This window comes from Streptomyces sp. TBY4 (assembly GCF_024213195.1).
Lineage (GTDB): Bacteria > Actinomycetota > Actinomycetes > Streptomycetales > Streptomycetaceae > Streptomyces.
Genome location: NZ_JANAVF010000006.1, coordinates 297,769 through 317,712, shown reverse-complemented (window position 1 = coordinate 317,712; position 19,944 = coordinate 297,769). Strand labels below are relative to the sequence as shown.

Sequence of the window (19,944 nt, the reverse complement as noted above, 5' to 3'; positions counted from 1 at the left end):
GCTACGGTATGGTGGACACGCAGCGGGTCGGAGATAACCTTCGATTCACTGGGCCCCAGTAGCCCAATTGGCAGCAGGCAATGGATTCAAAACCCATACAGTGTCGGTTCGAGTCCGACCTGGGGCACTTTTCCTTCTTTTCCAAGGTCACGCATCAATCGCGTGACCTTCACTCGTTTCGGCGAAGCGTGACGAAATGTGCAAGGTGAGCGAATCGCCCCTGCCAGCGTCGATCACATGTACGACATGGCTACGCGCCTGCACACGCTGAATTTGCTCGCCGACGGGCGCAGCATGAGCTCGGTCAGCAAGGAAACCGGCGTCTCCAGAGCATCCATCCGCTCCTGGCGAGTCCGGGTCGAGCCCTTGCCACGCCAGCAACGGACCAGCCCCTGCCCGCCCCTCACCGACACAGCCTCCTACGCCTACCTGCTCGGCCTCTATCTCGGCGATGGCCACATAAGCCAGCCTGCGAGCCACCGCGCGCCAAGCCTCAGGATCACCTGCGACAACAAGTGGCCGGGCCTCATGGATGCCGCAGAAGAGGCGATGCGCCGCGTATTCCCGTTCAACCGGGTCTGCCGGGCACGGAAGGTCGGCTGCCAGGACGTCAAGGTGTACTCGAAGCACCTCCGCTGCCTGTTCCCGCAGCACGGCCCCGGCAGGAAGCACGAGCGCCGCATCATCCTCGAAGGCTGGCAACAGGCCATCGTGGACGCCCACCCGTGGGAATTCGTCCGGGGGCTGATCCATTCCGACGGGTGCCGGATCACCAACTGGACCGTCCGCAACGGCAAGCGCTACGAGTACCCCCGGTACTTCTTCACGAACAAGTCCGACGACATCCGGAAGCTCTGTACGGACACCCTCGCCAAGGTCGGCGTCCAGTGGACGATCCTGGCCCGCGGCAGCGACCCCTTCAACGTCTCCATCGCCCGCAAGGCGTCCGTCGCACTCATGGACGCCCACATCGGGCCGAAGTACTAGACCGGCAGGTCACCGCTGCCGCCCAGGTTGGCAACCATGCGGCGCAGCCCGTCGATCGTCGCCGCGTACGCCGCATCGTCCACCCCCTCCCGCATCTGCGCGTGCACCTTCGCATTGCGGTCGCGGGCGCGGATCCGGCCGGCCTCCCCCTGCTCCGTGAGGGTCAGCACGCCGTCCACCTGCGTGAGCCAGCCCCGCGCCGCGAGGTCGTCGTAGACCGCGTCGAAGTCGGTGTCCTGGTCGTCGTACGGGGTGAGCTTCTCGGTGAGGGCCGCGCGCTTCCAGTGGGCCGGGGAGGCGGACACGTGGTTGAGGGTCCACCAGTGGGGCTGGGTGAGGTTCTCCTCGGCGAGGGCGGCGCGGAGGCCGCCTATGACGAGGTTGGCGGCCTCGCGTGCCCAGTAGCCGATGGGCTGGGCGGCGAGCTGGTCCTGTGTGTACGTCGTGGTCGTCGTCATGCCGGTGAACCTACGACCTCAAGTCAGCTTGAGGTCAAGCGACTTCACTTGACCTGCGTTCCGTCGGGGAAGAGGTCCCACTTCGAAGATCGCGCCAAACCTCAGCGGCGGCCCCGCAGGCCGTCGAGCAGGGTGGCGACGTGGGCTTCGGCGTCGGTGGGGTCGAGGGGGGCGTGGGCGACGAGGAGGCGGTACCAGAACGGTCCGAAGACCAGGTCGGTGGCGTGGTCGAGGTCCGTGGCTGCGGGGAGCTCCTCGCGTGTGACTGCCCGGGTCAACAGAGTGGCAACGACTTCGCGGCGGGTGGCAACCCAGGCGCGGAAGGGGTCGGCGAAGGCGGGGTCGAGCTGGGCTTCGGCCATGAGGCCGGTGAGGGCTTTGGTGCGTACGGGGTCGCCGCCGATGCGGTAGAGGTCGGTGACGAAGGCGGTGAGGTCGCCGGTGAGGGTGCCGGTGTCGGGTTCGGGGACGCGGGTGGCGGTTTCGTGGGCGTAGGCGTCCATGACGAGGGCGGGCTTGGACTTCCACCAGCGGTAGACGGTGCTCTTGGCGACGTTGGCGCGTTTGGCGACGCCTTCGATGGTGAGGGCGCCGTAGCCGTTTTCTACGAGGAGTGCGGCGGTGGCTTCGAGGACGGAGTGGTGGGCGTCTTCGTTGCGGAGCCGGCCGCCGGTGCGGGGCGGGGTGCTCGAAGAGTTGCTCGAAGGAGTGATTGACACGGCTTCACGATAGCCCTAGCGTTTTATCGAAACGCGGCGTAGCGTTTCGATAGATGGATCGACCGAGGGGTCATCCGGGGAACACGAGGGGTGGAGTCATGGGCAGGATCGTGATCGCGCACGGGTACGGGATGAGCGCCGGGGAGCACTGGTACACGGCGACGGGTGAGGAGTTCGCCGCCGAGGGGCATGAGGTGCGGATCCCGAACTTTCCCGAGCCCTTTGCTCCGGAGGCCGGGGTGTGGCTGAAGGAGCTGGGGGCGGCGACGGAGGGCGCGCCGGCCGGGGAGACCGTGCTGGTGGGTCACAGCCTGGGCGGGGTGAATGTGCTGCGGCTGCTGCAGGAGCACGACACTGAGGCCGAGGGGGCGTTCGCGGGGGCGGTGTTCGTGGCGTCGATGTCGGGCGAGGTGGGGTACGACGCGTTGGCGCCGTTCTTCTCGCCGGAGTTCGACTGGCAGCGGATCCGCAGGGCCGCGCGGGAGTTCCGTGTGCTGCATGCGGCGGATGACCCGGTGACCGGGGAGGCTACGGGTGAGCACGTGTTGCGGTTCGTGCGGGAGCTGGGCGCCGAGGCGCGGGTGACCGCGTCGGGCGGGCACTTCCCGAGTACGGGTGAGAGCCGGTTGGTGTTGCCCGACGCGGTGCGTCTTATACGTGAGGTGCTGTAGTCGCCTGCGGGCGGTGTCAGCGGACTGCGTCGCCGATGTGGTGGACGCGGACGAGGTTGGTGGATCCGGTGACGCCGGGGGGTGAGCCGGCGGTGATGACGACGATGTCGCCGGGTACGCAGCGGCCGATGCGCAGGAGTTCTTCTTCGACCTGGGCGACCATGGCGTCGGTGGAGTCGACGTGGGGGCCGAGGAAGGTTTCGACGCCCCAGGTGAGGTTGAGCTGGGAGCGGGTGGCGGGGTCGGGGGTGAAGGCGAGGAGGGGGATGGGTGAGCGGTAGCGGGAGAGCCGGCGGACGGTGTCTCCGCTCTGGGTGAAGGCGACGAGGAACTTGGCGCCGAGGAAGTCGCCCATTTCGGCGGCGGCGCGGGCGACCGCTCCGCCTTGGGTGCGGGGCTTGTTGCGCTCGGTGAGCGGGGGGAGGCCCTTGGCGAGGATGTCTTCTTCGGCGGCTTCGACGATGCGGCCCATGGTGCGGACGGTTTCGATGGCGTATTTGCCGACGCTGGTTTCGCCGGAGAGCATGACGGCGTCGGTGCCGTCGATGACGGCGTTGGCGACGTCGGAGGCTTCGGCGCGGGTGGGCCGGGAGTTCTCGATCATCGAGTCGAGCATTTGGGTGGCGACGATGACGGGCTTGGCGTTGCGCTTGGCGAGCTTGATGGCTCGCTTCTGGACGATGGGGACCTGTTCCAGGGGCATTTCGACGCCGAGGTCGCCGCGGGCGACCATGATGCCGTCGAAGGCGGCGACGATGTCGTCGATGTTCTCGACGGCCTGGGGCTTTTCGACCTTGGCGATGACGGGGAGGCGTCGGCCTTCTTCGTCCATGATGCGGTGGACGTCTTCGATGTCGCTGCCGCTGCGGACGAAGGAGAGGGCGATGACGTCGGCGCCGATGCGCAGGGCCCAGCGGAGGTCTTCGATGTCCTTTTCGGAGAGGGCGGGTACGGAGACTGCGACGCCGGGGAGGTTGAGTCCCTTGTTGTCGGAGACCATGCCGCCTTCGATGACGCGGGTGTGGACGCGGGGGCCGTCGACGGCGGTGACTTCGAGGGTGACGCGGCCGTCGTCGACGAGGATGCGTTCACCGGTGGTGACGTCGCCGGCGAGGCCCTTGTAGGTGGTGCCGCAGGTGTGGCGGTCGCCTTCGTGGTCTTCGACGGTGATGGTGAATTCGTCGCCGCGTTCAAGGAGTACGGGGCCTTCGCGGAAGCGGCCCAGGCGGATCTTCGGGCCTTGAAGGTCCGCGAGGATGCCGACGCTGCGGCCGGTTTCGTCGGCAGCCTTGCGGACGCGCTGGTAGCGGTCCTCGTGTTCGGCGTAGGTGCCGTGGCTGAGATTGAAGCGGGCGATGTCCATTCCGGCTTCGACCAGGGCTTTGATCTGGTCGTATGAGTCGGTGGCGGGGCCCAGGGTACATACGATTTTCGCTCGGCGCATGGGGTGAGCGTATGCCCCTACCAGGGAGTAGGAAATTGGTTCCGAGTGTCCACTCAACAACCTTTGAGCAAAAGCTTGTTGACAATTGTTGAATGTGCATGGGGGTGCTCTGATGAGCACCCCCGGGCATCGATTCTTCGGGGGTTTCAGAGGCGGGGAGGGGTCATCGTGAAGCGTGCGTTCACCTGTGCGTAGACGGTCTGGCGCTGGGGTTCGAGGTCGAGGGCGGGAGGGCCTGCCTCTTCGGCGGCGCTGAAGGCCATGGCGCGCATTCCGGCGCCGGCCGCGTGGAAGGGGGCGGGGGCGTTCTCGGCTCCGAGGTCGGCGAGTTCGACGAGGGCGGCGAGTTCGGCTCCGAGGGCGGCGGCGTATTCGCGGGCGCGCTGGACGGCTTCGAGTACGGCTTGGCGGCGGGCTTCGCCGTGGGCGGGCGAGGTGGGGCGCAGGGCCCACCAGGGGCCGTCGACCTGGGTGAGTTCGAGGTCGGCGAGGCGGGTGGTGAGTTCACCGAGGGTGGTGAAGTCGTTGAGTTCGGCGGTGAGGTGGACGCGTCCGTGGTAGGCGCGGATGCGTTCGCCGCGGCCGTGGCGGGTGAGTTCGGGGGTGATGGAGAAGGCGCCGGTTTCGAGTTTTTCGACGGGGTCGCCGTAGCTTTTGACGAGGTCGAGGACGGCATTGTTGCGGCGGGTGAGGTCTTCGAGGGCGGTGCGCCGGTCGGTGCCGCGGGCGCTGACGGTGATGCCGATGCGGGCGATCTCGGGGTCGACTTCGAGGGTGGCTTCGCCGCGGACTGCGACGCGGGGGACTTCGGGGGTTCCGTAGGGCTGGTGCGATGCGTCCTGGGTCATGGATTCACTCTCGCACTGCTGCTCGTACGGGGGTGGTCATCGGATCGAAACCTGGTGGGGGTGTTGCGGCTTGTTACTGCTGGGTCAGAATCTACGCGCGTTGCCTATCTGTGCACACGCACCTCACAAGGGGAGATGGCATGGCGTTCGACCGTAGGACATTTCTGGGTACTTCGGCTGCGACGGGTGCGGCTGTGGCGCTGGCGGGGGCCACGAGCACCCCGGCCGCCGCGGCCGGCGCTGCGGCCGGCGGGGCTTCGGGCAAGGGGCCGAAGACGTACGCGTTCACGGTGATGGGGACGACGGACCTGCACGGGAACGTCTTCAACTGGGACTACTTCACGGACAAGGAGTTCGACGACAAGGCGCACAACGACGTCGGTCTGGCGAAGATCTCCACGCTGGTGAAGCAGGTGCGGGCGGAGAAGGGGCGGCGCAACACGCTGCTGATCGACGCCGGGGACACCATTCAGGGGACGCAGCTTTCGTACTACTACGCGAAGGTGGATCCGATCACCGCGCGGCGCGGTCCGGTGCATCCGATGGCGCAGGCGATGAACGCGATCGGTTACGACGCGGCGGCGCTGGGGAACCACGAGTTCAATTACGGCATTCCGGTGCTGCGGAAGTTCGAGGAGCAGTGCGAGTTCCCGTTGCTGGGGGCGAACGCGCTGGATGCGAAGACGCTGCGGCCGGCGTTTCCGCCGTACAGCATGCACCGGCTGCGCACTCCGCACGGGCGGGACGTGAAGGTCGCGGTGCTGGGTCTGACGAATCCGGGGATCGCGATCTGGGACAAGGCGAACGTGCAGGGGAAGATGACGTTCCCGGGTCTTGAGGAGCAGGCCGCGAAGTACGTGCCGCGGCTGCGGTCGCTGGGCGCGGATGTGGTGATCGTGTCGGCGCATTCGGGTTCGAGCGGTACGTCGAGCTACGGGGACCAGCTGCCGCACATCGAGAACGCGGCGGGTCTGGTGGCGGAGCAGGTGCCGGGGATCGACGCGATCCTGGTGGGGCACGCGCACACGGAGATCCCGGAGTACCGGGTGCGGAACAAGGCGACGGGCAAGGACGTGGTGCTGTCCGAGCCGCTGAAGTGGGGGCAGCGGCTGACGCTGTTCGACTTCGAGCTGACGTGGGCGAAGGGCTGCTGGTCGGTGTCGAAGGTGTCGGCCCGGGTGCTGAACTCGAATACGGCGGTGGAGGACCCGGAGATAGTGGGGCTGCTGTCGGACGAGCACCGCAAGGTCGTGGCGTACGTGAACCAGGTGATCGGTACGTCGACGCAGGCGATGTCCTCGGTGGACGGCCCGGTCAAGGACGTGGCGATCATCGATCTGATCAACCACGTGCAGGCGGAGACGGTGAAGGGTGCGCTGGCGGGCACGGAGTGGGCCGCGCTGCCGGTGCTGTCGCAGGCTTCGTGCTTCTCGCGGACGGCGGCGATTCCGGCCGGGCAGGTGACGATCAGGGACGCGGCGGGTCTGTACCCGTTCGAGAACACGCTGGAGGCGCGGCTGTTGACGGGTGCGCAGGTCAAGGAGTATCTGGAGTACTCGGCGAAGTACTTCGTGCGGACGGCTCCCGGTGATGTGGTGGATCCGGCGAAGCTGACCAACGCGGAGGGGACTCCGGACTACAACTACGACGCCGTGTACGGGTTGACGTACGACATCGATGTCTCGGAGCCGGTGGGTTCGCGGATATCGGGGCTGTCCTTCCAGGGGAAGCCGGTGGATCCGGCGGCGCAGTTCGTGCTGGCGGTGAACAACTACCGGGCTTCGGGTGGCGGCAACTTCCCGCACGTGCCGCAGTCCAAGCAGCTGTGGGCGAACTCGGATGAAATACGCAACACGATCATCCAGTGGGTGAAGGCGAAGGGGACGGTGGACCCGGCGCAGTTCGCGTCCGTGGACTGGCGGCTGACCCGAGCCGGGACACCGGTCTTCTAGCAGATGGTGCTCTAAACGTTTCTCCTTACGGGTGCTCGACCAGTGGGAGCAGTTCGCCGGCGGGCTGGGGCCGGGTGTGTTCCCGCTGTTCGAGGCCGAAGGTGGTGAAGGCCGTGCGGGTGGGCTGGGGGTAGGGCTCCTTGCCCGTCAGGGTGTTCAGGATGGCGGCGCTGCGCCAGGCGGCGAGGCCGAGGTCGGGGGCTCCGACGCCGTGGGTGTGGCGTTCGCCGTTCTGGACGAAGATGCTGCCGGTGACGGCCGGGTCGGTGATCATCCGGTAGCGGTCGTCGATGCGGGGGCGGCCGGAGGAGTCCTTGCGCAGGTAGGGGTCGAGTCCGGCGAGGAGGCGGCCGAGGGGGCGTTCGCGGTAGCCGGTGGCGAGGACGACGGCGTCGGTGGTGAGGCGGGAGCGGGCGCCCTGGTCCACGTGTTCGAGGTGCAGTTCGACCTTGGTGGTGGCGACGCGGCCGGCGGTGCGGACGCTGACTCCGGGGGTGAGGACGGCGTCGGGCCAGCCTCCGTCGAGGGTGCGGCGGTAGAGCTCCTCGTGGATGGCGGCGATGGTGGCGGCGTCGATGCCCTTGTGGAGTTGCCACTGGGCGGGGACGAGGCGGTCGCGGACCGGCTCGGGGAGGGAGTGGAAGTAGCGGGTGTAGTCGGGGGTGAAGTGCTCCAGGCCGAGCTTGGAGTACTCCATGGGGGCGAAGGAGGGGGTGCGGGCGAGCCAGGTGAGGCGTTCGCGGCCGGCGGGGCGGGAGCGGAGCAGGTCGAGGAAGACCTCGGCTCCTGACTGGCCCGATCCGATGACGGTGACGTGGTCGGCTCCGAGGATGCGCTGCCGGTTGTCGAGGTACTCGGAGGAGTGGATCACCGGGACGGTGGGTGCTTCGGCGAGGGGGCGCAGCGGTTCGGGGACGTAGGGGGCGGTGCCGATGCCGAGGGCGAGGTTGCGGGTGTAGGTGCGGCCGAGGGCTTCTGCTTCTCCGTCGGCGTCGACCTGGGTGAAGTCGACTTCGAAGAGGTCGCGTTCGGGGTTCCAGCGGACGGCGTCGACCTGGTGGCCGAAGTGGAGTCCGGGCAGGCGGCCGGCGACCCAGCGGCAGTAGGCGTCGTACTCGGCGCGCTGGATGTGGAAGCTCTCCGCGAAGTAGAAGGGGAAGAGGCGCTCCTTGTGCTTGAGGTAGCTGAGGAACGACCAGGGGCTGGAAGGGTCGGCGAGGGTGACGAGGTCGGCGAGGAAGGGGACTTGGAGGGTGGCTCCGTCGATGAGGAGTCCGGGGTGCCAGCGGAAGTCGCGGCGCTGGTCGTAGAAGGCGGTGGCGAGTTCTGCAGCGCCTTGCTGGGGCAGGCCGTGGGCGAGGGCGGCGAGGGAGAGGTTGAAGGGGCCGATGCCGATTCCGACGAGGTCGTGGGGTGCATCGAGCTGGGCGGTCATCGGTGGGTGCTGCCTTCCAGGAGGTTCACGAGGGCGTCCAGGTCCCCCGCCGTGGTGTGGGGGTTGAGCAGGGTGGCCTTGAGCCACAGGCGGCCGTCGGCGGTGGCCCGGCCCAGTACGGCGGTGCCGTCGTGGAGGAGGGTGCGGCGCAGGGCGGCCAGTGCGGTGTCGTCGGCGTGGGTGGGCCGGAACAGGACGGTGCTGATGGTGGGCGCCGCGTGGAGTTCGAAGGCGGGGTGTGCTTCGAGGAGCCGGGCGAGCCGGTCCGCGTGGGCGCAGGTGCGGTCGATGAGGTGGGTGAGACCGTCCCGGCCGAGGGAGCGCAGGGTTGCGGCGATCTTGAGGGCGTCTGCGCGGCGGGTGGTGCGCAGGGAGCGGCCGAGGAGGTCGGGGAGTCCGGCTCGGGTGTCGTCGGGGGCGTTGAGGTAGTCGGCCCGGTGGGTGAGGGGGGCCAGCAGGGTGGTGTCGGGGACGGTGAGGAGTCCTGCGGCGATGGGCTGCCAGCCGAGTTTGTGCAGGTCGATGGTGATCGACCGGGCGCGTTGGAGGCCGGTGAGTTTGGGGCGGTGGCGGGGGCTGAGGTGGAGGAGGCCGCCGTAGGCGGCGTCGATGTGGAGGTCGGCGCCGTGTTCGTCGCAGAGGTCGGCGAGGGCGTCGAGGGGGTCGATGAGGCCGGCGTCGGTGGTGCCGGCGGTGGCGGTGACGAGGACGGGGCCGGTGGTGGCGGCGAGGGCCTCGGCGAGGGTGGCGGGGGTGAGGGTGCCGGTGGGGGTGGGGAGGCTGCGGGCGGGGGGCAGGCCGAGGAGCCAGGCGGCGCGCGGGACGGAGTGGTGGGCGTTGGCGCCGTGCAGGACGGTGAGGTGGGGGCCGTGGCGTTCGCGGGCGAGGAGGAGGGCGAGGTGGTTGGCTTCGGTGCCGCCGGTGGTGAGGACGGCGTCGGGGTGGGGGGTGTCGTGGAACTCCGCGGCGAGCGTGCGGGTGAGGAGGGATTCGAGGGCGGAGGCTGCGGGGGCCTGGTCCCAGGAGTCGAGGGAGGCGTTGAGGGCGCTGGCGGCGAGGTCGGCTGCGGCCGCGACGGCGAGGGGCGGGCAGTGCAGGTGGGCTGCGCAGAGGGGGTCGGCGGGATCGGCCGCGCCGGCGGTGAGGGCGTGGACGAGGGTCCGTAGGGCTTCGTGGTCGCCGTGCCCGTGCTCGGGGAACACCTCGCCCAGTGCGGCGGTGACGCGGGCGGTGACGGCCTCGGGCCCGCCGGCCGGGAGCGGTCCGCCGCGGGCCCGGGCTCCGGTGCGCAGGGCGTCGAGGACGGTGGCGAGGAGGGGTTGCAGGGCGTCGGCGCCGTGGGGTCCGCCGGCGAGCGGGGCGGTGCCGCGTCTGCCTGTGCCGGGGGGCGCTGTCATGCGGTTGTCCTCACGGGAACGGGTGGCGGCGGTGGTGCCGCTCTGCGGGGTCGGGGACCCGGGGGGTACAACGATCCGACCCGAATGGGGTAACCGCCCGGGTTTATGCGGGGTTGATTTCAAGCCGCCGGAGTGTCCGGACCCTGCGGGGCTGGGTCCCCTACCCGCCCTTCCACCGTTCCCCGGGCTCCGCCCGGACCCGTTGCCGGGGGCCAGCCCCCGGACTCCCACTCCTCGAACGCCGGAGGGGCTGACAAATCCAGCCTCGCCGGCGTTTGAGGCCGGGGGTGGGGTTAGCGGCGGGCTCGGTGGGCTCGGGTGAGGTCGTCGAGGTGGTCGGTGAGTTTGCGGTGGAGGAGGGGGGTGATGCCGGGGGCTGCCAGGGCGGCGTGGCCGGCCTGGAGGTTGGCTTCGGTGATCTCGTGGCCGGGGAGGGCCCAGCGGCCGGCGGCTTCGGCGATGGCGGGGCCGCGGCGGGCGGCGAGGGTGACGGCCTCGGCGTAGGCCAGGGGCACGTACTCCCGTACCAGGTCGGCCTGTTCGGGCTGCCAGAAGCCTTGGGCGGTGGCGGTGAAGAGGTAGTTGGACAGGGAGTCGTCGCGGAAGAGGCGTTCCCAGGCGGCGGCCTTGGCCTCGGCCGTCGGGAGGGCCGCGCGGCAGCGGGCGGCGCCTTCGCGGCCGGTGGCACTGGGGTCGGCGGCGAGGGCCGCGGCGATCTCGGCTTCGCCGGCCGCTCCGAGCACGGACAGGCGGGCGAGGATGCGCCAGCGCAGTTCGGGGTCGAGTTCGGGGCCGCCGGGGACGGTGCCTTCGGCGAGCCAGCCGGCGATGGTGGCGGGCTGGGTGGCGCTGTCGGCGAGGGTGCGGACGGCGAGGAGCCGCAGGCCGGGGTCGGAGCCGTCCTCGGTGCGCCGCAGCAGGTCGCGGGCGATGGTGGTGAGGGCGGTGAGGGCGTCGCCGCGGCGGTCGGGGGTGAGGTAGCGGTCGGCGATCTGGGCGCGGGTGAAGGTGAGGACGCCCTGGACGATCGCGAGGTCGGTTTCCTCGGGGATGTGGGCTTCGGCGGTGGCCAGGTAGTCGGAGGCGGCCAGTTCGCCGTCGCGGACCATGTCGCGCAGGGAGTTCCAGACGACGGCGCGGGTGAGCGGGTCGGGGATGCGGGAGATGCCGCGCAGGGTGGTTTCCAGCGAGGTCTCGTCGAGGCGGACCTTGGCGTAGGTGAGGTCTCCGTCGTTGAGGACGAGGAGCGCGGGGCGGGGGCCGCTCACGGAGAGGACCTCGTCGGAGGGGACGTCGAGGGCGAGGACCTCGCGCGGTTCGAGGGCGCCGTCGTGGGCGCGGTCGTAGAGGCCGGCGGCGATGTGGTGGGGCCGGCTACCGGTGCGGTCGACGGTGAGGGTCCAGCCTCCGTGGCTCTCTTCGAGGCGGGGGGTGAGGGTGTCGACGCCGGTGGTGCGCAGCCAGGTCTCGGCCCAGGTGTGGACGTCGCGGTCGGTGTGGGCGGCCAGGGAGTCGACGAAGTCGGCGAGGGAGGCGTTGGCGAACTTGTGGCGGGCGAAGTGGGTGTTGATGCCGGCCAGGAAGTCCTTCTCGCCGAGCCAGGCGACGAGTTGGCGCAGGGCGGAGGCGCCCTTGGCGTAGGAGATGCCGTCGAAGTTGAGGAGGGCGGAGGCGGTGTCGGGGACGGCGGCGGCGTCCGGGGCGACGGCGTGGGTGGAGGGGCGCTGGTCGGCGTCGTAGCCCCAGGGCTTGCGTTCCATGGCGAAGCCGGTCCAGGTCTCGGTGAAGCGGGTGGCTTCGATGAGGGTCTGGTAGCCCATGAACTCGGCGAAGGACTCGTTGAGCCAGATGTCGTCCCACCAGCTGAGGGTGACGAGGTCGCCGAACCACATGTGGGCCATCTCGTGCGCGATGGTCACGGCGCGGCGCTGGCGTTCGGCGTCGGTGACGGCGGAGCGGAAGACGTACTCGTCGCGGAAGGTGACCAGTCCCGGGTTCTCCATGGCGCCGGCGTTGAACTCGGGCACGAAGGCCTGGTCGTAGGAGTCGAAGGGGTAGGGCTCGGTGAACTTCTCGTGGAAGCGGTCGTAGCAGGCGGTGGTGAGGTCGAGGATCTCCTGTGCGTCGGCGTCGAGGTGCGGGGCGAGGGAGCGGCGGCAGTGGATGCCGAAGGGGAGGCCGGCGTGCTCGGTGCGGACGCTGTGCCAGGGGCCTGCGGCGACGGCGGCGAGGTAGGTGGAGATGACGGGGGTGGGGGCGGACGCCCAGATGCCGGCCTCGGGGGCGGAGCCGTCGCCCGAACCTCCGCCGCTGTCGCCGAGGCGTTCGCCGATGCGGGTGGTGATGCCGTTGGCGAGGACGGTCCAGTGTGCGGGGGCGGTGACGTTGAACTCGAAGACGGCCTTGAGGTCGGGCTGGTCGAAGGCCGGGAAGACGCGCTGGACGTCGTCGAGGAACATCTGGGTGTAGACGTACGTCTCCCCGTCCGCGGGGTCGGTGAAGCGGTGCAGGCCTTCGCCGGTGCGGGAGTAGCGCATGCGGGCGGCGATGCGGAGCTCGTGGGGGCCTTCGGTGAGGGCGGTGAGCGGGAGGCGGCCGTCGGTGAGGGTGGCCGGATCCAGTGGGTGCCCGTCGAGGGCGGCGGAGTGCAGATCGTCCGGTTTCAGCTCGACGAAGGTGTCGCCGGCGGCGCGGGCGGCGAACCGGATGACGGTGCGGGACTCGAAGGTCTCGTCGCCGGTGGTGAGGTCGAGGGCCACCTCGTAGTGGTGGACGTCGAGGAGCTGGGCTCGGAGCTGCGCTTCGTTGCGCGTCAGTACGGACATGGGGCCCATGCTGCCGGATGGCGGCGCCGGGCCCCAGCGGCTCTGCCTAGCCCTCTGCCTTGTCCTCTGCCTCGTCCTCTGCCTCGCCCTCGCCGGCGGCGATCGTCTCGTGGTGGCGGATGACCTCGGCGATGATGAAGTTGAGGAGCTTCTCGGCGAAGGCGGGGTCGAGCTTGGCGTTCTCGGCGAGCTGGCGCAGCCGGGCGATCTGGCTGGCCTCGCGGCCCGGGTCGGCCGGGGGCAGCTGGTGGCGGGCCTTGAGGTGGCCGACCTGCTGGGTGCACTTGAACCGCTCGGCGAGCATGTGGACCACGGCCGCGTCGATGTTGTCGATGCTGTCCCTGAGCCGGGCCAGTTCGGCGGTGACGTTCTCGTCGATGTCCCTGGTGTTCATGGTCACCGAGAATACGTGGCGAGCGCGGTCGCTTCCTCGGCCGGTCGGCCACTGAGACGGCGTGCGGCGCCATGCCCCCGGGAGCCCGCGAGGGACGGGGCGACCCGGCCCCCGGTCCCCCGCCGGACCCTACGGGCGAGGCCGGCGGGATCGGCCGTACGGGTCGGGCCGCGCGGCCGGACCGGCGGGCAAGTCCGGGCCGGGCCGAGCGCCACCACCGGACCGCCCGGGCATGTCCGGGCGACACCACCGAACCGCCCGGCCGGCCGGCGCGGCCGGACCATAGAGGCTCGGCCAGGTGGGGCCGACGGGCGCGGCCCCGGCCTCGCCGCCGGGCGAACTGCCGGACCGTACGGGCGACACAGGGGGGCGCACTCCAAGAGCCAGGCCTACGGCCGGACCGGACCGCACGGCGCACGGCCGAACCGGCGGACCCCGCCGGACGGCTCGGCCGAACCGCCGGACCACACCGAACGACACGGCCGAACCGGCGGACCCGGGCGGACGCCTCGGTCGACCCTCCGGACCGGACGGACGGCACGATCGAACCGGCGGACCACACCAAGCGACACCGCCGACCCCAGCGACCAGGCCGGACCGGCGGACCCGGCCGGGGAGCGCGGGCGGGTCGCTCGGTATGGCTGGGCGGCGGCGGACCTGGCCGGGCTGCGTCGGTGGACCGGGGCTGGTGGCGTCGTCGGGGCGGTGGGAGCGGCGGCCTGGGTGCGCGGGGGCGGCTACGCGGGGTCGGTGGGGGTGTGGGTGATCAGGTCGCCCGGCTGGCAGTGGAGGACCTCGCAGATCCGGGACAGCGTGGAGAAGCGGATGGCCTTGGCGCGTCCGTTCTTGAGCACGGACAGGTTGACGACGGTGATGCCGACCTGGGCGGCCAGTTCGGTGAGCGTCATGCCGCGCTCGGCGAGGACCCGGTCGAGGTGGATCCTGATGGAGTGGAGTTCCTCCTCGGGCATCAGATGGTCCCTTCGAGGTCCTCTCGCATGCGTACGCCCTCACGCATGATCTTCCCCATGATGACGGCCGCGAGGCCCGCCAGGATCAGCGCCTGCGGTCCGGAGACCGACACCCCGGAGCCGCCCATCGGCACCATGCTGTCGACGAGCCAGGATTGCGACCAGCCTACGACGAGGCCCGCGAGCGGTGTGCCGATCGTGACGAACCAGCCGAGGACGGTGAGCCTTCGCGCCACCTTGTCGGTGAACGGCCCCTGCGAGACGACGGCGTCGAGCAGCCGGGAGAAGAACAGCAGCGCGAGACAGGCGAACAGCATCCAGGGCAGCTGACCCCCGAGGTCGGCGGCGCGCTGCGCCGCGGAGGGGTCGTCCTGGCAGAGCCGCGCCTCGCTGCTGGACGCGTCGACGCCCGGGCCGACCGGAAGGCCGCCCTCCAGGGAGGCGTTGGCCCAGAAGCCGCTCTGCACGCAGACCGCCCCGTCGTCGACCATGTGCGTGACGGCCGTACCGATGAAGGTGAGCCCCCAGAGCATCGCCAGCGCGAAGGTCACTGAGGCCAGGATCTTGGTGAGTCGTGTGTTCACTGCGTTCCCCCGTATCGAATTTCGATATGCCTCACCCTAGGGGACCATATCGATAATCGACAAGCCTCATGGCTGCCGGCGGCGTCAGAGGGGATCAGAGGGGAAGGGTCGCCGTCACCAGCCAGCCGCCCTCGGGGGCGGGGCCCGCGGTGAGGGAGCCGCCGAGGGCTTCGGCGCGTTCGGCCATGCCGACGAGTCCGTATCCGCCGCCGCGGGCGTTCTCGGAGAGCTTCACGGGGTGGCCGCCGTCATCGGCGATCCGCACTTCCAGGCCGGCCGGAACCGTGCGCAGGCCGACCCGGACGGCGGTGGCGGTGGCGGCGTGCTTGCCGATGTTGGTGAGGGCTTCGAGGACGATGCGGTGCGCGGTGGCGGCGACGTCCGCGGGGAGCCGGGCCTCCAGGCCCTCCTCCACGTACAGGACCACGGGCGGACCGGTGGCGGCGAACCGTTCCGTCAGCTCGCGGATCTCCCGGAGGCCCGCCACGGGGGTCCGTCCCGCGGAGCCGGCCGCGCCGGTGTCCGCGGCGCCCTCGCGGAGGATCTTGACCAGGCGGCGCATGGAGCCGAGCGCCTCGTCCCCGGCGGTCTCGATGCGGCCGAAGATCTCTCCGGCGCGCTCGGCGGAGACCTTGGTGTAGCGGGCGGCGCGCGCCTCGACGACGATCCCCGTCACGTGGTGGGCGACGAGGTCATGGAGCTCGCGCGCCAGCTCCAGGCGCTCGGCACTGCGCACGGCGCGCAGCTCGCGCACGCGCTGGACCGACTGCAGGCGCAGGAGCAGGGAGTACACGGTGACCACGACGGCGAGCACGGAGAAGAGCAGGGTGAAGCGGCCCGGATCGGCGTCGCGGACGGGCGCCGCCATGGAGCCGAGGGCGAGGAGGGGGGCGAGGACGGCGGCGGTGCGGGCGGGGGCGTGCAGCAGGACCTGGGTGAGGAGGACGAGCAGGGCTATGGCTTCGCCGCCGCCCCAGACGACGAGGGGGAGGTTGCTGAAGAGGAGGGAGAGGGTGACGGTCCAGGTGACGGCGGAGGCGAACCAGGCGCGGGCCAGGAGCGGGATGCGCGGCCAGGGCGCGGCGCTGAGGCAGACGAGGATGCCCGACACCCAGACGGCGGCGTGCGGGGTGCTGGGCTGGCGGGCGAGGACGACTCCCTCGAAGGTGACGAGGGAGAGGAGGGTGACGGAGAGGAGGATGCGGATCCAGTCCGCGGCGTAGGGATGACGGCGGGCCCACGGGCCCAGGGGGCTCACGGGTGCACCCCGGCTCCGCCGGTGGCGGTACGGGGCTCCCCCGATGCTGCTCCCCCGGCCGGCCGGGCGGCTCCGCCGGGGGTGCGGTGGCCCGTCGGGGCCCAGGCGGCTCCGCCGGCGGTACGAGACCCCCTCGCGGCGACTCCCCCGGCCGGCCGGGCGGCTCCGCCGGGGTTGCGGTGGTGTGCCGGGGCTCGGCCCGGACCCGTGTCGGCCTGGGTCGGCGGGAGCGGTGTGCGCCGGCTTCCCGGGGCCCCGCCCCGGACCCCGCGCCTCAAACGCCGGCGAGGCTGAATCTGCCCGTCCGTACCGGAAAAGCAGCAGGCGCGGGCACGGCAAGCACAGCCCGGGAGGCGAATGCCCACCGTAACGCCGGCAGCCCAGCAGGCTCCTACCCGGACCCCGCGCCTCGAGCGCTGGCGAGGCTGAAGCTCGGTCACGCCGGGGTGCCTGCCAGGCCGCTTTCCCAGGCCCAGGCGGCGATTTCCACGCGGTTGCGGGCGTCCAGTTTGGCCTGGACGTTGGCCAGGTGGGTCTTGACCGTGGAGAGGGAGACGAAGAGTTCGCCGGCGATCTCGGCGTTGGTCAGCCCGCGCGCGAGGCAGCGTACGACCTCGCGTTCCCGGTCGGTCAGGGGCTCCGCGGGGCGGCGGGCGGCGGCTGCGGCGGCCGGGGTGCGGTGAGCCATTTCGCGCAGCAGCCGTACGGTGATGGCGGGCGAGACGAGGGAGTCCCCGACGGCTGCCGCCCGCACCGCTTCAACCAGCATGGCCGGGCTCGCGTCCTTGAGGAGGAAGCCGGACGCTCCGCCCTGGAGCGCCGCGTGGACGTACTCGTCGAGGTCGAAGGTGGTGACGATGACGATGCGGGGCGTGTCGCGGCCGGAGAGCCGGCGGGTGACTTCGAGCCCGTCGAGCTTGGGCATGCGGATGTCGAGGAGCAGGACGTCGGGCCGGTGCTCGGCGACGGCCGCGAGGGCCGCTTCGCCGTCGACGACGTCGGCGACCACCTCGATGTCCGGCTGGCTTTCGAGGATCATCCGGAAGCCGGTCCTGACCATCTCCTGGTCGTCCGCGATGATCACCCTGATCGCCATGCGCCGCCTGCCCCACTGTCACTGTCGCCCGTTGCCCGTGCCGTCCCGGCCGTCCCGGCCTTTCCGGCCGTCCCACCCGGTGGGATCTCTCCATGGGACCTGCGGGCGCCTCGGCCCGCAACCGCACAGCAGACCGCCGGGAGCATGCCGCAAGGCCGGAACGGCGTCGTTCCGGCCTTGCGGGACTTCGGTCGACCTTACGGACATGTGGGGCATTGCGCCTCATACTTCCGGCCACTGTCGGGCAGTGCACCGGAAGGCGGACGGCGCGGTGGAGCGGTCAGAGCGTGGCGGCCGCGCTCTTGATGGCCGCCGCGAAGGTGGAGACCTCCGTGTAGACGCCGGGGTAGTCGGGGCGGGCGCAGCCCTCGCCCCAGCTGACGATGCCGACCTGGATCCAGGCGTTCGCGTTGTCCCGGCGGAACATGGGACCGCCCGAGTCGCCCTGGCAGGTGTCGACGCCGCCCTGGTCGAATCCGGCGCAGATCTCCTCGGCGGGCACGAGCGAGCTGCCGTAGGACTCCTTGCAGGAGGCGTCGGAGACGAAGGGGACGGTGGCCTTCAGCAGGTAGCGCTGCTGGGCTCCGCCTTCCCGGGCGGCGCCCCAGCCGGCGACGGTGAAGGTGCCGTTGTCGTAGGCCTTGGTCTCGGCGATCTTGAGGGTGGGCAGGTTGATGGGCTGGGCGAGCTTGATGAGCGCCCAGTCCTTGCCGGTGCCGTTGTAGCCGGGCGCCTGGAGCACCTTGGTGGACTTGACCTTGATGGCGCTGGAGCTCTTGAGGTCGACGACTCCGGCGGTGGCGGTGATGGAGGTGTTGTTGCCGGAGCCGCTCACGCAGTGGGCGGCAGTGAGCACGATCTGCTGGGTGTAGAGGGCGCCGCCGCAGCCCATGGAGAGCCGGACCATGAAGGGGAACTCGCCCTGGGCGGCGCGGGTGCCGCCGACGACGGGCGCCGTGCCGGCGCTGGCGGTGCCGGGCTGGAGGCTGACGGCGGCGAGGGTCACCGCTGCGACGGCGACCGCGCGCTTGAGGGTGGTCTTGAGGGTGGCGAGGCTGGACACAGTCGTCACACTGCCTTTCGTGGGGGGTGGGGCCGTGCGCGTCGCTCCATGACGGGCGGGTTGGACCGCATGGGTGACGGGGACATGACACACCGGCCACGCGAGGGTCATCAAGAACGCGTTTTCGGACAACTTCCGGCCGGAGGAGCCTCATGACGCAGAACCGTCGGCGCGACAGCCCCGTCGAGCACGGATTTCCTCATCTGGAGACGGTCCGCGCGGCCGTCACCGCGCTGTTCCGGCGCCTGACCGCCGACGGGATCCGCGCCTACGGCACCCCCTTCGCCCCCGCCGACGCGGAATTCCCCGCCTCCGAGGAGCTGTACCCGGGCGCCCACCGGGTGGCCTCCGCGATGGTCCGCGCCCTGCGGCTGCCCGACGCGCGCCTGATCGTGGCCTTCCGGCCGATGGAGGAGGCGGCGACCGTGGAACTGACGGCCGGGCCCGAGTACTTCGTCGAGGTCAGCGACCGCTTCCGGGTCCACCGCCGCGATCTGGCGGCCGCCCTCGCCCACGAGGTCACGCACGTGCTGCTGCACTGGCTGGACCTGCGCTTCCCCACCACCCCCGACAACGAGATCCTCACCGACACCGCCGCCGCCTACCTCGGCGCCGGCTGGCTGCTCCTCGACGCCTACCGGGAGGACGAGCTCACGCACCAGAAGCTCGGCTACCTCACCCCGGAGGAGTTCGGCTACGTCCTCGCCCGGCGCGGCCGGTTCCTCGGCGGCGAGGACCTCTCCGCATGGTTCACCAGTCCGCGGGCCTACGAGGCGTACGTGCGCGGCCGCGCCCTGGCCGACCGGGAACTGCGCCGGGCCCCCCTCGCGGCCGCCGGCCGGCCGGAGCGGCTCCGGTACGCGGCGGCCCGCCGGGCCGGGGCCGCCGCGCCCGGGGCCCCGTACGGCTTCGAGGAGCACGCGGGCGGGCTGCGGGTGAGCTTCCCGTGCCCGGTGTGCGGACAGCGGCTGCGGCTGCCGGCCCGCCGCGGGCCGATCCTGGCGCGCTGCGGGCTGTGCCGCACGGTGCTGGACTGCGACACCTGAAGCGATACGTGACGGAGGTTCACCAACCGTCCACGAAAAGTTACTTACCGGCCAGTAGACATGCGGGCGGGTGATCTCCAGCCTGGTCACGTACATGCCACCCTGTGATCGAGGAGCGTCCCCCATGCGCAGCACCCGCACCACGGCCGCCGCAGTGACCGTCGCCGCAGCCCTCCTGGCCCTGGTCCCGGCCACCGCCTCCCAGGCGGCCCCCGCCAAGCCGGTCGGCGCCGCCGCCGTCACCGCCGTCACCGCCTCCGCCCCCGGCGGCAACGCGGCGATCCTGGGCATCGACTACGCCACCTGGCAGCGCGACGTCTCCGCCGTCATCGACGCGGCCCGCCCCGGGATCGAGCAGCGCATCGCCGCCTCGCCGGCCGGTGAGAAGCCTGCGATCGTCCTCGACATCGACAACTCCTCGCTGGAGACGGACTTCCACTGGTTCTGGACCTTCCCGACCCCCGCGATCGCCCAGGTCCGCGAGCTGACCCGGTACGCGCACGACCGCGGGGTCGCGATCTTCTTCGTCACCGCCCGCCCGGGGATCGTCTACTCCCTCACCGAGCGCAACCTCAAGGCGGTCGGCTACCCGGTCTCCGGCCTCTACGTCCGCGATCTGCCCGATCTGTTCGGCGAGGTCAGCGCCTACAAGACGGCCAAGCGCGCGGAGATCGAGGCCCGCGGCTACACGATCATCGCCAACATCGGCAACAAGCAGAGCGACCTGGTGGGCGGCCACGCCGAGCTCACCGTCAAGCTCCCCGACTACGGCGGCAAGCTCTCCTAGCCGAGCCGA

Annotated in this window: 18 protein-coding genes and 1 tRNA gene; 6 read left to right on the top strand and 13 right to left on the bottom strand. The window is 70.9% G+C overall.

The genetic code is table 11. The features are described 5' to 3' along the window. Nucleotides 1-52 precede the first annotated feature (52 nt). Together NLX94_RS17300 and NLX94_RS17295 are read left to right on the top strand one after the other, a co-directional pair. Nucleotides 53-127 (top strand) — tRNA-Leu (locus NLX94_RS17300). Between the two features lie 110 nt (nucleotides 128-237). Then, complete coding sequence (locus tag NLX94_RS17295) at nucleotides 238-987, top strand: transcriptional regulator (protein WP_254383725.1); 750 nt, start codon at nucleotides 238-240, stop codon at nucleotides 985-987. Here NLX94_RS17295 and NLX94_RS17290 read toward each other — a convergent pair. Together NLX94_RS17290 and NLX94_RS17285 are read right to left on the bottom strand one after the other, a co-directional pair. Then, a complete protein-coding gene (locus NLX94_RS17290; protein ID WP_254383724.1) occupies nucleotides 984-1,445 on the bottom strand; it encodes a MarR family transcriptional regulator in 462 nt (153 codons plus the stop codon). The two genes, NLX94_RS17295 and NLX94_RS17290, sit on opposite strands and share 4 nt — an antisense overlap. A gap of 101 nt (nucleotides 1,446-1,546) precedes the next feature. Then, nucleotides 1,547-2,164 (bottom strand): TetR/AcrR family transcriptional regulator, encoded by a 618-nt coding sequence (locus tag NLX94_RS17285; RefSeq protein ID WP_254383722.1) that lies wholly within the window; start codon nucleotides 2,162-2,164, stop codon nucleotides 1,547-1,549. Nucleotides 2,165-2,262: 98 nt separating this feature from the next. On the opposite strand from NLX94_RS17285, the gene NLX94_RS17280 reads away from it, so the two are divergent. Then, nucleotides 2,263-2,835, top strand: coding sequence for an alpha/beta hydrolase (locus NLX94_RS17280; RefSeq protein ID WP_254383720.1), 573 nt, complete (start codon nucleotides 2,263-2,265; stop codon nucleotides 2,833-2,835). A gap of 16 nt (nucleotides 2,836-2,851) precedes the next feature. On the opposite strand, the gene pyk is transcribed toward NLX94_RS17280, so the two are convergent. Together pyk and NLX94_RS17270 are read right to left on the bottom strand one after the other, a co-directional pair. Next, nucleotides 2,852-4,279, bottom strand: coding sequence for a pyruvate kinase (gene pyk / locus NLX94_RS17275; RefSeq protein WP_254383719.1), 1,428 nt, complete (start codon nucleotides 4,277-4,279; stop codon nucleotides 2,852-2,854). Nucleotides 4,280-4,425: 146 nt separating this feature from the next. Beyond that, nucleotides 4,426-5,127, bottom strand: coding sequence for an SIMPL domain-containing protein (locus NLX94_RS17270; RefSeq protein WP_254383718.1), 702 nt, complete (start codon nucleotides 5,125-5,127; stop codon nucleotides 4,426-4,428). Nucleotides 5,128-5,267: 140 nt separating this feature from the next. Here NLX94_RS17270 and NLX94_RS17265 point away from each other — a divergent pair, with 140 nt between their 5' ends. After that, nucleotides 5,268-7,079 (top strand): bifunctional UDP-sugar hydrolase/5'-nucleotidase, encoded by a 1,812-nt coding sequence (locus tag NLX94_RS17265; protein WP_254383717.1) that lies wholly within the window; start codon nucleotides 5,268-5,270, stop codon nucleotides 7,077-7,079. A 25-nt stretch (nucleotides 7,080-7,104) separates the two neighbouring features. Here the strand turns inward: NLX94_RS17265 and NLX94_RS17260 are convergent, their stop codons facing one another. The 9 genes from NLX94_RS17260 to NLX94_RS17220 form a co-directional block, all read right to left on the bottom strand. Then, complete coding sequence (locus NLX94_RS17260) at nucleotides 7,105-8,514, bottom strand: lysine N(6)-hydroxylase/L-ornithine N(5)-oxygenase family protein (RefSeq protein WP_254383716.1); 1,410 nt, start codon at nucleotides 8,512-8,514, stop codon at nucleotides 7,105-7,107. After that, nucleotides 8,511-9,911 (bottom strand): aminotransferase class V-fold PLP-dependent enzyme, encoded by a 1,401-nt coding sequence (locus NLX94_RS17255; protein ID WP_254383715.1) that lies wholly within the window; start codon nucleotides 9,909-9,911, stop codon nucleotides 8,511-8,513. Before NLX94_RS17255 ends, NLX94_RS17260 begins: the two co-directional genes overlap by 4 nt. Nucleotides 9,912-10,204: 293 nt before the next feature. After that, a complete protein-coding gene (gene pepN / locus NLX94_RS17250; protein ID WP_254383714.1) occupies nucleotides 10,205-12,745 on the bottom strand; it encodes an aminopeptidase N in 2,541 nt (846 codons plus the stop codon). Nucleotides 12,746-12,782: 37 nt separating this feature from the next. Then, entirely contained in the window at nucleotides 12,783-13,130 is a 348-nt protein-coding gene (locus tag NLX94_RS17245) for a chorismate mutase (RefSeq protein WP_254383713.1), read from the bottom strand. A 737-nt stretch (nucleotides 13,131-13,867) separates the two neighbouring features. Beyond that, nucleotides 13,868-14,101 (bottom strand): helix-turn-helix transcriptional regulator, encoded by a 234-nt coding sequence (locus NLX94_RS17240; RefSeq protein ID WP_254383712.1) that lies wholly within the window; start codon nucleotides 14,099-14,101, stop codon nucleotides 13,868-13,870. Beyond that, a complete protein-coding gene (locus tag NLX94_RS17235) occupies nucleotides 14,101-14,685 on the bottom strand; it encodes a DUF2975 domain-containing protein (protein WP_254383711.1) in 585 nt (194 codons plus the stop codon). Before NLX94_RS17235 ends, NLX94_RS17240 begins: the two co-directional genes overlap by 1 nt. Nucleotides 14,686-14,779: 94 nt before the next feature. Further along, nucleotides 14,780-15,943 (bottom strand): histidine kinase, encoded by a 1,164-nt coding sequence (locus NLX94_RS17230; protein WP_308402440.1) that lies wholly within the window; start codon nucleotides 15,941-15,943, stop codon nucleotides 14,780-14,782. A gap of 436 nt (nucleotides 15,944-16,379) precedes the next feature. Continuing rightward, nucleotides 16,380-17,039, bottom strand: coding sequence for a response regulator transcription factor (locus NLX94_RS17225; RefSeq protein ID WP_254383709.1), 660 nt, complete (start codon nucleotides 17,037-17,039; stop codon nucleotides 16,380-16,382). Nucleotides 17,040-17,319: 280 nt separating this feature from the next. Next, complete coding sequence (locus NLX94_RS17220) at nucleotides 17,320-18,111, bottom strand: serine protease (protein WP_374683970.1); 792 nt, start codon at nucleotides 18,109-18,111, stop codon at nucleotides 17,320-17,322. A gap of 143 nt (nucleotides 18,112-18,254) precedes the next feature. On the opposite strand from NLX94_RS17220, the gene NLX94_RS17215 reads away from it, so the two are divergent. Together NLX94_RS17215 and NLX94_RS17210 are read left to right on the top strand one after the other, a co-directional pair. Beyond that, on the top strand, nucleotides 18,255-19,148 hold the full coding sequence (locus NLX94_RS17215; protein ID WP_254383708.1) for a hypothetical protein: 894 nt from the start codon (nucleotides 18,255-18,257) through the stop codon (nucleotides 19,146-19,148). Between the two features lie 124 nt (nucleotides 19,149-19,272). Further along, nucleotides 19,273-19,935, top strand: a complete 663-nt coding sequence (locus NLX94_RS17210) for an HAD family acid phosphatase (protein ID WP_254383707.1) — start codon at nucleotides 19,273-19,275, stop codon at nucleotides 19,933-19,935. The last annotated feature ends 9 nt before the right edge of the window (nucleotides 19,936-19,944 follow it).

What these genes read in the sequence shown, in the direction of transcription:
- pepN (WP_254383714.1), bottom strand. Translation starts at nt 12,745, where the DNA reads ATGGGCCCCATGTCCGTACTGACGCGCAACGAAGCGCAGCTCCGAGCC.
- NLX94_RS17290 (WP_254383724.1), bottom strand. Translation starts at nt 1,445, where the DNA reads ATGACGACGACCACGACGTACACACAGGACCAGCTCGCCGCCCAGCCC.
- NLX94_RS17295 (WP_254383725.1), top strand. Translation starts at nt 238, where the DNA reads ATGTACGACATGGCTACGCGCCTGCACACGCTGAATTTGCTCGCCGAC.
- pyk (WP_254383719.1), bottom strand. Translation starts at nt 4,279, where the DNA reads ATGCGCCGAGCGAAAATCGTATGTACCCTGGGCCCCGCCACCGACTCA.
- NLX94_RS17240 (WP_254383712.1), bottom strand. Translation starts at nt 14,101, where the DNA reads ATGCCCGAGGAGGAACTCCACTCCATCAGGATCCACCTCGACCGGGTC.
- NLX94_RS17215 (WP_254383708.1), top strand. Translation starts at nt 18,255, where the DNA reads ATGACGCAGAACCGTCGGCGCGACAGCCCCGTCGAGCACGGATTTCCT.
- NLX94_RS17255 (WP_254383715.1), bottom strand. Translation starts at nt 9,911, where the DNA reads ATGACAGCGCCCCCCGGCACAGGCAGACGCGGCACCGCCCCGCTCGCC.
- NLX94_RS17245 (WP_254383713.1), bottom strand. Translation starts at nt 13,130, where the DNA reads ATGAACACCAGGGACATCGACGAGAACGTCACCGCCGAACTGGCCCGG.
- NLX94_RS17210 (WP_254383707.1), top strand. Translation starts at nt 19,273, where the DNA reads ATGCGCAGCACCCGCACCACGGCCGCCGCAGTGACCGTCGCCGCAGCC.
- NLX94_RS17225 (WP_254383709.1), bottom strand. Translation starts at nt 17,039, where the DNA reads ATGGCGATCAGGGTGATCATCGCGGACGACCAGGAGATGGTCAGGACC.
- NLX94_RS17270 (WP_254383718.1), bottom strand. Translation starts at nt 5,127, where the DNA reads ATGACCCAGGACGCATCGCACCAGCCCTACGGAACCCCCGAAGTCCCC.
- NLX94_RS17265 (WP_254383717.1), top strand. Translation starts at nt 5,268, where the DNA reads ATGGCGTTCGACCGTAGGACATTTCTGGGTACTTCGGCTGCGACGGGT.
- NLX94_RS17260 (WP_254383716.1), bottom strand. Translation starts at nt 8,514, where the DNA reads ATGACCGCCCAGCTCGATGCACCCCACGACCTCGTCGGAATCGGCATC.
- NLX94_RS17280 (WP_254383720.1), top strand. Translation starts at nt 2,263, where the DNA reads ATGGGCAGGATCGTGATCGCGCACGGGTACGGGATGAGCGCCGGGGAG.